The organism is Lentzea alba, from assembly GCF_011067745.1.
GTDB lineage: Bacteria > Actinomycetota > Actinomycetes > Mycobacteriales > Pseudonocardiaceae > Lentzea > Lentzea alba.
The window spans coordinates 443,760-456,194 of sequence record NZ_JAAMPJ010000007.1; the positions used below are offsets into that span (position 1 = coordinate 443,760).

Below are 12,435 nucleotides of genomic sequence, written 5' to 3' on the forward strand. Positions count from 1 at the left end.
AACTGCGCACGACGTGAGCGAGTTTGCTGTTACTGTGAGCGCGTGCTTCCCCAGCGACGCCACGATCTGATCTTGCGCACGCTCCGCTCCGAAGGGCCGGCCGGCGTGCAGGTCCTCGCCGAGCGCCTCGGTGTCAGCCCGGCGACCATCCGGCGCGACCTGGTCGAACTGGACCGGCAGGGCAGGCTCACCAGGGTGCACGGCGGGGCCGTGGCCGCGGAGGACCTCGACGACCCGTTCGCCGAGGTGGCGATGCTCCGGGTCGAGGAGAAGGACGCTGTCGCCGAACGGGCCGCACAGCTGATCAAGGACGGCGAGGCGGTGCTGCTGGACATCGGCACCACCGCCCACCGCCTCGCCCGCAAGCTGCACGGCCGCTCGCTCACCGTGATCACCAGCAACCTGATGGTCTACGAGGAGCTGAAGGACGACCAGGAGATCCAGATCGTGCTGCTGGGCGGCGTCCTGCGGCGCAGCTACCACTCTCTCGTCGGGTTCCTGACCGAGGACAACCTGCGCCAGGTCCACGCCGACCACCTCATCCTCGGCACCAGCGGCGTGCGGCCGACCGGCCAGGTGATGGACACGACCGCGGTCGAGGTGCCGTTGAAACGGGCGATGATCGCGGCGGCCGACCAGGTCGTGCTGCTCGCCGACGTGGGCAAGTTCCCCGGTACCGGCATCGCGAAGGTGTGCGGGCCGAAGGACATCGACGTGGTGATCACCAACGCGCCGGCGGATCCGGCGACGGCCGCGGCGCTGCGGGAGGGGGAGGTCGAGGTGATCGAGGTTTGAGGCTCACGATTCTCGGCGGCGGCGGGTTCCGCGTGCCGCTGGTGCACCAGGCGTTGCTGTCCGACCGCGGCGAAGGCCGGATCACCGAGCTCGTGCTGCACGACCTCGATCCCGGCAGGCTCGCGGCGATCGGGCACGTGCTCGCGCAGCAGGAGCAGGACGTGCCCGACCCGCCCCGGGTCACCGCCACGACCGACCTCGACGAGGCGCTCACGGGCGCCGACTTCGTCTTCTCGGCGATCCGGGTCGGCGGCCTGCAGGGCAGGATGATCGACGAGAAGGTCGCGCTGGAGCAGGGCGTGCTCGGGCAGGAGACGGTGGGCGCCGGCGGTGTCGCCTACGGTCTGCGCACCGTGCCGGTCGCGCTGCGGATCGCCCAGCGCATCGCCGCACTCGCGCCGCAGGCGTGGGTCATCAACTTCACCAACCCCGCCGGGATCGTGACCGAGGCGATGTCCCGCCACCTCGGCGACCGGGTCATCGGCATCTGCGACTCGCCGGTGGGGCTCGGGCGCCGCGTCGCGCACGCACTCGGCCTGGATCCGGCGAAGACGTGGATCGACTACGCGGGACTGAACCACCTCGGCTGGCTGCGCGGCATCCACGTCGGCGGCGAGAACCACCTCCCGCGACTGCTGGCCGACACCGACGCGCTGACCTCGTTCGAGGAAGGCAAGATGTTCGGGGCGGACTGGCTGCGCACCATCGGCGCGATCCCGAACGAGTACCTGCAGTACTACTACTTCACGCGGGAAGCGGTCGCCGTCGCGCAGAACGTGCCGCAGACCCGTGGCGCGGTGCTGGCCGACCAGCAGGACCGCTTCTACGACGCCGTGCGCCGCGACCCCGGCTCGGCACTGTCCATCTGGGAGTCCGCCCGGCTGGAGCGGGAAAGCACCTATGGCGCGGAAAGCCGGGAGATGGCGGGCATCGAGAGCCGGGACGAGGACGACCTCGAGTCCGGCGGCTACGAGAAGGTCGCGCTCGCGCTCATGCGGGCGATCGCCCACGACGAGCGGACGACGCTGATCCTCAACGTCCGCAACCGTTCGACGCTGAGCATCCTCGACGCGGACGCGGTGGTCGAGGTGCCCTGCGTCGTCGACTCGGCGGGCGCACGCCCGGTCGTGATCGACCAGCTGCCCGAACACGCGCGCGGGCTGGTGTGCGGCGTGAAGGCGGTCGACCGCGCGGTGATCGAGGCCGCGGTCGGCGGATCCCGTGCCACGGCGGTGAAAGCACTGGCGTTGCACCCTCTCGTCGACTCGGTCACCGTCGCCCGCCGCCTGCTCGACGGCTACCAGAGCCGGATCCCGGACCTCGCCTATCTACGGGCCTAGGGTCCGCACACCGGTCTTGTACGTGGGCCGTGCCGCCGGGGGTCGCCTCAGGCCCGGCTATCGCGGATCCAGACTTCGATACAGACCCTCTCGCCCGCCGAGCATCAGGGAGACGTCGTGCACGACGACCGCAAGCTGGTGGAGGAACGACTCGAACGGGCGCTGAACCAGCGGATCCGGCCGGCGAAGTACGCGGCGTCGGCACCGTTGGAGGTCGAGGTCTGGCACGTGCCGGACGAGCCGGTCCCGGTGACCGACGCGCTCGCCGCCGACTACGAGCCGTTCGCGGTCGGCGGGCGCTGGGGCAGGCCGTGGTCGACCAGCTGGTTCCGCGTCCGCGGGACGGTGCCGGCGCAGTGGGCCGGTCGACGTGTGGAGGCGGTCATCGACCTCGGCTTCGTCGGGGACTGGCCGGGCAACCAGGCCGAGGCGCTCGTCCACGATCTCGACGGGCGGCCGGTGAAAGGCGTCGCGCCGTACAACCACCACGTGCCGGTCGCGAACCCGTGCTCGGGTGGTGAACAGGTCGCGTTCCTGGTCGAGGCCGCGGCGAACCCCGACATCCTCGCGGGCGGTTTCGCGCCCACCCCGTTGGGAGACAAGGCGACCGCGGGCGACGAGCCGCTGTACCGGCTGGCGCGCGCCGACCTCGCCGTGCTCGACGAGGAGGTCTGGCAGCTGACCATCGACCTGGAGGTGCTCAGCGAGCTGATGGCCGAGCTCGCGCTCATCGATCCCCGCCGGCACGAGGTCCTGCGGGCAGTGGAACGGGCGCTGGACGCACTCGACCTGCACGACGTCTCCGGCACGGCGTCGGCCGCACGTGCCGAGCTGACGGACGTGCTGACCCGGCCGGCACACGCGAGCGCGCACACCCTCTCCGCGGTGGGCCACGCCCACATCGACAGCGCGTGGCTGTGGCCGATCAGGGAGACGATCCGCAAGACCTCCAGGACCTTCGCCAACGTCACGGCGCTGGCCGCCGAGTACCCGGAGTTCGTCTTCGCCTGCTCGCAGGCCCAGCAGTACGCGTGGGTCGAGCAACACCACCCGGCGATCTTCGAACGGATCCGCGACACCATCAAGACGGGCCAGTGGATCCCGGTCGGCGGCATGTGGGTCGAGTCCGACGCGAACCTGCCCGGTGGCGAGGCGCTCGCGCGGCAGTTGGTGCACGGCAAGAGGTTCTTCCTCGACAGGTTCGGCGTGGACTGCGACGGGGTCTGGCTGCCGGACTCGTTCGGCTACACCGCGGCCTTCCCCCAGCTCGCGCTGCTGGCCGGCATGCGGTGGTTCCTGACCCAGAAGCTGTCGTGGAACCAGACGAACAAGCTGCCGCACCACACGTTCTGGTGGGAGGGCATCGACGGGAGCCGGGTCTTCACCCACTTCCCGCCGGTGGACACCTACAACGCGACGCTCTCGGGCGAGGAGCTGGCGCACGCGGTGCGCAACTTCGCCGAGAAGGGCAGGGGAACCCGGTCGCTGGTCCCGTTCGGCCACGGCGACGGCGGTGGCGGCCCGACCAGGGAGATGCTGGAGCGGGCCCGCAGGCTGCGCGACCTGGAGGGCTCACCGAAGGTCGTGATCGAGCCGCCGTCCGAGTTCTTCCGCGCCGCGCAGGCCGAGTACCAGGACGCACCGGTGTGGTCCGGTGAGCTGTATCTGGAACTGCACCGCGCCACCTACACGACCCAGTCGCGCACCAAGGCGGGCAACCGCCGCAGCGAGCACCTCCTGCGAGAGGCCGAGCTGTGGGCGGCGACCGCAGCTGTCCACAGTGGATTAGCCTATCCCTACGACGAGCTGGACCGGTTGTGGAAGACCGTGCTGCTGCACCAGTTCCACGACATCCTGCCCGGTAGCTCGATCGCCTGGGTGCACCAGGAAGCCGAGGCCACGTACGCACGTGTGAAGGCGGAGCTCGAGGACATCATCGCCGCCGCCATCGGCGCGTTGACGACCGACGGCGCTTCGGCGGAGCCGTTGGTCTTCAACGCGGGCCCACAACCCCGGGCAGACGTCGTGTCGACCGCGGACGGGACCGCGTTCGTGGAGGTACCGGCGTTGGGCGTGGCGAGCGCCGGCGCCTCGACGCCATCCGGCGAGGTTCAGGTCACCGACCGCCTGCTGGACAACGGACTCGTCCGCGTCGAGCTCGACGACAACGGGCTGTTGGCCTCCGTCCGCGACCTCGTGGCCGGTCGCGAGGTGCTCGCCCGGCCGGGCAACGTGCTGCAACTGCACCCCGACTTCCCCAACCACTGGGACGCCTGGGACATCGACGCGCACTACCGCCGCAGGCACGTCGACCTCACGGAGGTGGACTCGATCAGCGTGGTCGAGCACGGCCCGCTCGTCGGCGCGATCCGGATCGAGCGGTCGTTCGGCGCCTCGCGGATCACCCAGACCGTGCGCGTGCGGGCAGGCAGCCGCCGCGTCGACGTCGAGACCGCGGTCGAGTGGCACGAGTCGGAGAAGATCCTCAAGGCGGCGTTCCCGATCGACGTGCACGCCGACCGGTCCTCGGCCGAGATCCAGTTCGGCCACGTCCACCGGCCGACCCACGTCAACACCAGCTGGGACGCGGCCCGGTTCGAGGTCTACGCGCACCGCTGGGTGCACGTCGCCGAGCCGGGCTACGGCGTGGCCGTGCTCAACGACTCCACCTACGGTCACGACATCACGCGAAACGGCGGCGTCACCACGGTGCGGCTCAGCCTGGTGCGGGCGCCGCACAGCCCCGATCCGCACGCCGACCAGGGCACGCACCGGTTCACGTACTCCCTGCTGGCCAACGCTTCCATCGCCGACGCGGTCGCGGAGGGCTACGCGCTCAACCTGCCGCTGCGCGTGGCCGGCTCGGCGGCACCACCACCCGCGCCACTGATCACTGTGGACAGTCCCGTGATCGTGGTCGAAGCGATAAAGCTGGCCGACGACCGGTCCGGGGACGTCATCGTGCGGCTCTACGAGTCGTTGGGAGGCAGGGCCGTCGCGACGGTTCGCCCCGGCTTTCCCGTGTCCGCGATGGAAGTCGTCGATCTGCTCGAACGACCGCTGCACACCTTGGACGGCTTCGACATCTCGCTGCGCCCCTTCCAAGTGCTGACCCTGCGCCTGCGCCGAGGAGACAGCCGATGACCGCGTGGTTCACCGAGGCCCGGTTCGGACTGTTCGTGCACTGGGGCCTGTACTCGTTGGCGGCACGGCACGAGTGGGTCAAGCAGCGCGAGAAGCTGAGCGACGCCGACTACCAGCGGTACTTCGACCACTTCCGCGCCGACCGCTTCGACGCGCGGCAGTGGGCCCGCGACGCGAAGGCGGCCGGGATGAAGTACGCGGTGCTGACCACCAAGCACCACGACGGCTTCTGTCTGTGGGACTCGGCCCTGACCGACTACAAGTCCACCAGGACGCCCTTCGGGCGGGACGTCGTCGCGGAGTTCGTCGCGGCCTTCCGCGCCGAAGGACTGCGCGTCGGCTTCTACCACTCCCTGCTCGACTGGCACCACCCGGACTTCACCATCGACGGCTGGCATCCCCAGTGGGAGCAGCGCGACACCCTCGACGCGGGCCGTGACATGGACCGCTATGTGGAGTACCTGCACGGCCAGGTGCGTGAACTGGTCACCGCGCACCAGCCCGACCTGCTCTGGTTCGACTTCACCTACGACGACGACCACCGGGTGGAAGTGGGCAAGGGCTCTGACGACTGGCGGGCGGCCGAACTGGTCGAACTGGTCCGCTCGGTGAGCCCGCACACCCTGCTCAACGACCGGCTCGGCCTGCCCGGCAGCGAGGACTTCGCCACCGCCGAGGAGGCGTCGCCGGACGACGGCCCCGGTGTCCCGTGGGAGGCCTGCCGCACGCTCAACGGCTCCTGGGGATACGCACCGGGGTTCCAGCAGTGGCTCGACGCGGGCCAGGTCGTCAGGATCCTCGTCGACGCCGTGTCCAAGGGCGGCAACCTGTTGCTCAACGTCGGCCCCGACGGCCGCGGCGCGTTCGAGCCGCGTGCTCGCGACCTGCTGGCCGAAGTCGGTGCGTGGACGACGCTGCACAGCGACGCGATCCACGGCGCGGGCCCAGCGACCGACATCACTTCCCCGCGCGACACCAGGCTCACCCGGTCCGGAAACCGGCTCTTCGTCCACGGCTTCGGCTGGCAGGCGGGCATTCTGGTGCTGCCAGGACTCGGCGGCCGCGTCCGCTTCGCGTCGTTCCTGCACGACGGCGCGGAGGTCGCGTCGAGCGTCGTGGACGACGAAGGCCACCTGCCGCACCTGCGCGCCGCGGGCCCGCCGGGGTCCCTGGTTCTGCACCTGCCCGCGGGACGCCCGGACGTCCTCGTGCCCGTGATCGAACTGATCCTGGACTGATCACGCCCATGAACACGGGCAACGCCCCGGCCACCTCTCCCCTCTCGAGGTGGCCGGGGCGTACACCCTGCAGCGCGGTCAGGGGACCCACGCGTCGTTCTTCTGGAATCCTGCCCAGGTGGTGTTCGTCCAGTCCGTGGCCTTGTTGGGCATTCCGCCACCCGGCATCTTCACCAGGTTGAGCTCAACCGGGCGGCCGCTCTGCAGCGCGGCGACGAAGGTGTGGTGCTTGTCCCCCGCGATGGTCAGCTGGCTGGAATTGTTCGGCGGGTAGTAGACCGGAACCTTGACCGGATCATTCATCACTCCCGCCTTCTTCCAGTCGGCGATCTTGTCGTCCACGATCTTGGTGCTGACGTGCTGCTGCATGGGAGCGACGTCGTTGTAGTTCTTGCCCGGGATCTTGTCCACCGCGGGGTTGTAGGTGTATTTCCCCTCCACCTTGTACACACCGAACTTCTCCGGCTGGCTCGGGGGCTTGAAATCCTGTTTGCCCGGCGGATTCGGCGATCCACCGGCGTTGTCCGGCTTGGCCGGCGGGTTCGGCTTCGGCCCTGGCTGCGGCTTCGGCGGTGCCGCGAGGTGGGGCGGCTTCGGCTTGACCGGCGGTGCCGACAGGTGGGGCGGCTTCGGCGGCGGCGGAGGCTTCGGCTTGTTGTCGCTGCCTCCGGTGTTGCCCGGCTTGTGCCCCGCACCCGGCGTGCTCGGCGCGTTGCTCGTGTTCGTCGTGCCGCCGCAGTTCATCAGGCCGAGCGGGTCGAACTCGGCGGTCGGGTCGTCGGTGTAGGCAACGGGATTCGGCCCCGCTTCGAGACCGAGCGGGTCCTGGCTCAGGTAACGCGCGGTCTGCGGGTCGTAGTAGCGGTACACGTTGTAGTGCAGGCCCGATTCCTCGTCGGCGTACTGACCGGGAAAACGCAGCGGGGTGCCGGCCCGCGCCGCCGCGGACGCCAGGTGGCGACCCCACAGTGTGCGATTTCCGTGCCACGCCACGGTTCCGTTGGTGTCCACGAGTTCCGTGGGAGTGCCCATCGCATCGGTGACGATCGAGTAGAAATGTTCTCCGTCAGGTCCCCGCTCCAGTTGGGTCACCGGCGCGTCGTCGACAGGATGGCGCTCCCACGTGACAACCCTGCGGACACCGAACGCATTGGTGTGCACCTGCTCGATCAGCACGCTGCCGTCCCAGGTGAACTCCACCGACTCGGCCACGGCACCGTCCGGAGCGAGCCGTTGCTTGGCGATCCTGCGGCCCAGCGGGTCGTAGCGGTACTGCCACCGCACACCGTCCGGCGTGATGACGCCGACCAGTTGGTCGGCGGCGTCCCAGAGGTAGCGCCAAGCCCGCTCACCGGCCGGGTGACGCTCGCGCCGGGAGACCCGCCGGCCTCGCCGGTCGTGTTCGTAGATCACCGCGCCCGCGGCGACGACGGTGTTGCGGTCGAAGCGCCGCTGCCCCGCCGCCGGTTCCCCCTGCTGGACGCCCGAAAGCGACCACGCCGCCAGGTTGCCTGCGGCGTCGTAACCGAAGTTCTCCCGCACACCGGGGCTGTGGGCCGTGGTGACGCGGCCGGCCGCGCTGCGCTCGAACACCGTCGGCCCGCCGGTGGTGTCCCGAATCCCGGCGATGCGACCATCGGGCAGGTAGTCGAACACACGCTGCCGCACGACGACAGTCGACGTCAGGTCCGCGCCTGCCGCCGTGAGCACCTGGGTGGCGAGCCGGCCGCCCGGCCCGAACGACTGCTGGAGCGAACTGGTCTCGTCCACCCACCGGTTCGCCACTTTTCCCGCGTTGTCGTGGAAGTAGAGCACCGAGTGTCCCGCGGTGGTGAGTCCGATCGGCCGTTCGGCGGAATCGAAGAACCACTCGCTCTCCACGCCGGACGGGGTGCGCCGGCGGATGGTGTTGTTCTCGGCGTCATAGGTGAAGGTGACCGCGCGCCCGTCGATGACCTCGCGGACGACCCGGCCGTGCTCGTCCCGGTCGAACTCCACCACCGACTCCGCGGAGGCGACGCGCACCACCTCGCCGACCGGGTCGTACGCGTAGGTCGTCGTCCCGGCGGGAGTGCGGGTCTCGACCAGGTTGCCGAGCAGGTCGTAGCGGTACTCGCTGACACCTCCCTCCGGGTCGGTCGAGCGCACCAACTGCCCGGCCGCGTCGTAGACGTAGCCGCGAGTGCGTCCGTCGAAGTCGACCTGCTGGACCAGCCTTCCGGCCGCATCGTAGGTGTAGGTCCAGATCAGGCCGTTCGGATTGGTGACCGACACGAGCCGCAGCTCGGTGTCGTAGGTGTAGGCGGTGCGCGCACCGGTCGGGTCGACGGTGGCGGTCAGCACGTCGAACGGACCGTACTCGCGCCTGGTCACCCGGCCGAGCTCGTCGACCCGCTCGACCTCGTTGCCCTCGCCGTCGTAGCGCCACAGAACGCGTTCCCCGCGTGGACCGATCCGCGATGCGCGGCGGCCCTCGACCGTCCACTGCAGCTGTGTCCGCCCGCCGCCTGTCTCGGCCGCCCACTGGGGGCGACCGAACTGGTCACGTTCCGGACCGTCCGGCACGACGCCGGACTCGTCGTCGCGCTCCACTCGCAGCGGCGTGGCGACACCGATCGGCTCCCGCAACGGGTCGGGTGCCGTTTCTCCACCGGCGGAGCCGTAGCTCCTGCGCCACGACCGGCCATCGCCGTGCACGGTGATGGAGGTCAGCACGCCGTCGGCCTCTTCGAGCACGACGACGCTGCCGTCCGGGCGCGTGACCCGCGACGGCCGCCCGTTGTCGTCGTAGGAGTAGCGGGTGGTCCGGCCGAGCGGGTCCGTGCGGGAGAGCAGCCGGTCGTAGCGATCCCACTCGAAGGTCGTGGTGTGGCCGAACTGATCGGTTTCGCGCACCGTCTGGTTGGCCTGGTTCAGCTGGAACACCGTTGTGTGGCCGAGCGAATCGGTGTGCGTGGTGACCAGCCGCTCACGGTCGTAGTGGAAGACACCGTCGAGGAACCCGGCCATGCCCACCGTGCGCACGCAGCGGCCGTTCTGGTCGTAGACGTAGCGGTACCAGATTCCGTTGCGGTCCTGCCAACCGGTGAGCCGCCCCACCTGGTCGTAGTTGAAGTGAGTCGGAGCGCCGGAGGAGTTGACGACCTCGACCAGGTGCCCGAGATCGTTGTACCGGAAGCGCGTGACCACGACGTCCGCGTTCGAATCGTCCCCGAGCACTCGGATCTCGACAACGCGGCCGTGTTCAGCGCGAATCCCGATCTCCGCGCCGCCCGGCCCGCGCACCACCGTCGGCGCACCGGAGGCGTCGTACTCGATCTCGATGCGCTGGTCCTCGTCCTCGATGGCCACGAGGGGAAGCACGCGACGCTCACCGCGGAATCGCAGCGTGTGTCCACTGAGGAGATCGGTGATGGTGCAGGTGCCGTCCGGCTCGCGCGTCAACGGGAAACGCGGCCCCTCCACCGGCAGCACCGGCGACCCCGCCTCCGGCAGGGGGTAGACGAGAATCATGCCGTCCGGCGCGAAGTAACAGACGTTCTCGTCGTCGAACTCCAGCCGTTGGTCCAATGTGGACGCCCAGGAGCGGCCGAACCGCTGTCCCGCGCGGTAGGACGACACGTGCGTGCGCTCCAGCACGAGCTTCACCGGGCCGGGCAGCTCCAGGTCGGTCTGCCACAGGACGACCTCACCCGTCGCGACGTCCATCGGGTCCGACTTGGTGTTGCGGTTGTCCTTGGGCACCGACGTGTCTTTGGGATTGCCGGGCTTGTTGCTGCCGGAGGTTTTGGTGTCACCGCCGGACTTCGTGCCGGTCGGCGGCTTGGTGCCGGAAGGCGGGGCGCTCCCGTTCCCCGGATCGCCCTTCGAGTTGTCCTTCGGCGACGAGTTGGGCGAGTTGTCAGGGCCGTCGCTCTTCGAAGACGGCCCGGACGAACCGCTCGTCGTGGTGTTGTCGGACCCCTTGCCGCCGTCGCCCTTGGCCGAGCTGGTGGAGGTGGAACCGTCGTCGCCCTTGGGATTGTCCACACCCCTGCTGGTGGACGGCGGAGCGTCCGGCTTCGACGAGGAACCCGACTGGTCGGACTTGTTGTTCTTGAACGCCTTGCCCGCGTCACCGAAGATGTCGCCGATCTTCTTCAACATCGGGGACAGGGCCTTGAGCGCCTTGACCAGCCTCGTGATCACGTCGGCGATCTTCGTCGCGATCTTGGCCACTTCCGCGATCACCTGCGGCACCACCCAGGTCGCACCGATTCCCAGGGTGAAGCCCACCTGCAACGCCCAGCTGATCGCATGGCCGACGAAATCGGAGATGATGTCGCGGACCAGCGTGCGCACGGCGGCGACGAGCTCGCCGGACATCCGGATGCCGCCGGACGCGTCGGCGGCGGCGGTGGCGGCGGCCGTCAGCAGATTGACTGTGTCCTGCACGCGACCCCGATAGGCGTCACCGGCCGCGCCGATCCAGCCGAGCGTGTCGGAACCGACGTAGCCGACCAGGTCATTCGCGATCGCCTGGAGCTCTTTGGTGACGTTGTTCCACGTCTCCGCATGCGCCTTGATCTGATCCGGATCACCGGTCAGCTCGTCCAACGCGCCGGACAACGGACCCACGTGCTCGATCAGCCAGCCCACACCCGCCGCGAGAAACGCACCGAACGGATCCATCGCGATGCCCAGGGCATCCAGCGTCGTGCCCACCGCGCTCAGCGCACCGGAAGCCCAGTCACCCTTGGACAGCGCGTTGTGCGTCTCCATGGCCGATTCCAGGATCGGGACACCGCTGTAAGCCTTGGTGGAGTCCTTCCGGTCGGCAACCAGCGGGTTGCTCATTCGTTCCCCGCCGCTCCGGCAGGCAGGAAGAGTTCACTGTCCATCGTCGTTCGTCCCCTGATGTTCCTCGTCGTCCCCGGCAGCACTGTCCCTTGTAGACGTTCGGTCACCACGGCGCGTCGTCCTCGTCCTCGTCGGGCTCCGGCGTGACCCGCTTTCGCTCGGGTGGACGCACCGCGGCCGGTCGAGGCGGCGCCGGCGGTTCTTCAGCCGGTTCCTCGTCGTCGTAGTCCCAGTTGCCCGCGGCGGGATCATCGGTTCCCGGCTCGTCCGGCTGCTCGGGGAACTTCTCCCGCAGACCGCCCAGCATCATCGCCCTGGTCTGCTCGTCCTCGTCGCCCAGGTGCTCGGTCATCACCTCACCGACCCGCCGCGCGATGCCGGACTGGGCGCTGCGCATCGTGGCGAGGATCTGCGCGGACAGTTCGGGCAGCGGCATCGAGCGGATCTTCTCGGTGAACTCCAGGGCCGTGACGGTGCCGTCGGCACTCACGGTCACCCGCACGCCGTGCGGGCTCGTGGCGGTCAACCGGATCTGCTCGGTCTGTTCCTGTGCGGCCTTGTACCGCTCCGCTTTGCTCGCGAAACTCTCGGCCCACTGCTGGACGCGTCGCTCCACGTCATCCGGATCCCGGCTGAAGCCGGCGATACCGGAAGGGGTGCTGGGACTGGTCACGTCGACCTCCCAATCGTTGTCGGTCCTGGCGTTGTCATGACTTCCCCGGCGCGGACGCCATGGTCTTCGTCAACGCCTTGGAGTTGTTCTCGTCCGTGTCCTGGTACTCGGTGGCCGTGGTCTTGACGTTGCCCGCCAAGGTGCCGAGCCCTTCGGCGGCGGCCTCCAACGCGCTGACGCCTTCCTCCTCCATCGGGTTGATCACCGGTGGCAGGAAGAGACAGATCAGGCCGTACGCGTCATCGGACATGCTGGCCGTCTTCGCCGCCGAGACAACGGTGGCCATCCGGTCCGCCAAGCCGTCGAGATGACTGGAATGGGCCATCAGATCGTCGGCCACCACTTCAAAGGACATGACTGGTTCCCCCTCTCCTCATGCGGGCGGACGTCTCATGTGGACCGCGCG

Annotated in this window: 7 protein-coding genes; 4 read left to right on the top strand and 3 right to left on the bottom strand. The window is 69.4% G+C overall.

What is annotated here, in order from left to right; translation table 11 throughout:
• Window positions 1–42 precede the first annotated feature (42 nt).
• The 4 genes from G7043_RS26720 to G7043_RS26735 all read left to right on the top strand — a co-directional run bounded on the left by G7043_RS26720 (window position 43) and on the right by G7043_RS26735 (window position 6,517).
• On the top strand, window positions 43–795 hold the full coding sequence (locus G7043_RS26720) for a DeoR/GlpR family DNA-binding transcription regulator (RefSeq protein ID WP_166050019.1): 753 nt from the start codon (window positions 43–45) through the stop codon (window positions 793–795).
• The gene (locus tag G7043_RS26725; RefSeq protein WP_166050021.1) at window positions 792–2,135 is read left to right on the top strand and encodes a 6-phospho-beta-glucosidase; all 1,344 of its coding nucleotides are present in this window, start codon (window positions 792–794) and stop codon (window positions 2,133–2,135) included. The genes G7043_RS26720 and G7043_RS26725 overlap by 4 nt, the downstream gene beginning before the upstream one ends.
• A 117-nt stretch (window positions 2,136–2,252) precedes the next feature.
• A complete protein-coding gene (locus G7043_RS26730; protein ID WP_166050023.1) occupies window positions 2,253–5,279 on the top strand; it encodes an alpha-mannosidase in 3,027 nt (1,008 codons plus the stop codon).
• A complete protein-coding gene (locus G7043_RS26735; protein WP_166050025.1) occupies window positions 5,276–6,517 on the top strand; it encodes an alpha-L-fucosidase in 1,242 nt (413 codons plus the stop codon). Before G7043_RS26730 ends, G7043_RS26735 begins: the two co-directional genes overlap by 4 nt.
• A 78-nt stretch (window positions 6,518–6,595) precedes the next feature.
• Here G7043_RS26735 and G7043_RS26740 read toward each other — a convergent pair whose 3' ends face one another.
• The 3 genes from G7043_RS26740 to G7043_RS26750 all read right to left on the bottom strand — a co-directional run bounded on the left by G7043_RS26740 (window position 6,596) and on the right by G7043_RS26750 (window position 12,384).
• Window positions 6,596–11,353 (bottom strand): RHS repeat-associated core domain-containing protein, encoded by a 4,758-nt coding sequence (locus tag G7043_RS26740; protein WP_166050027.1) that lies wholly within the window; start codon window positions 11,351–11,353, stop codon window positions 6,596–6,598.
• A gap of 106 nt (window positions 11,354–11,459) precedes the next feature.
• Window positions 11,460–12,029: a YbaB/EbfC family nucleoid-associated protein gene (locus G7043_RS26745; protein ID WP_313888082.1), complete on the bottom strand. Its 570-nt coding sequence runs from the start codon at window positions 12,027–12,029 to the stop codon at window positions 11,460–11,462.
• 34 nt (window positions 12,030–12,063) lie between these two features.
• Entirely contained in the window at window positions 12,064–12,384 is a 321-nt protein-coding gene (locus tag G7043_RS26750; protein WP_166050029.1) for a type VII secretion target, read from the bottom strand.
• Window positions 12,385–12,435: the final 51 nt, after the last annotated feature.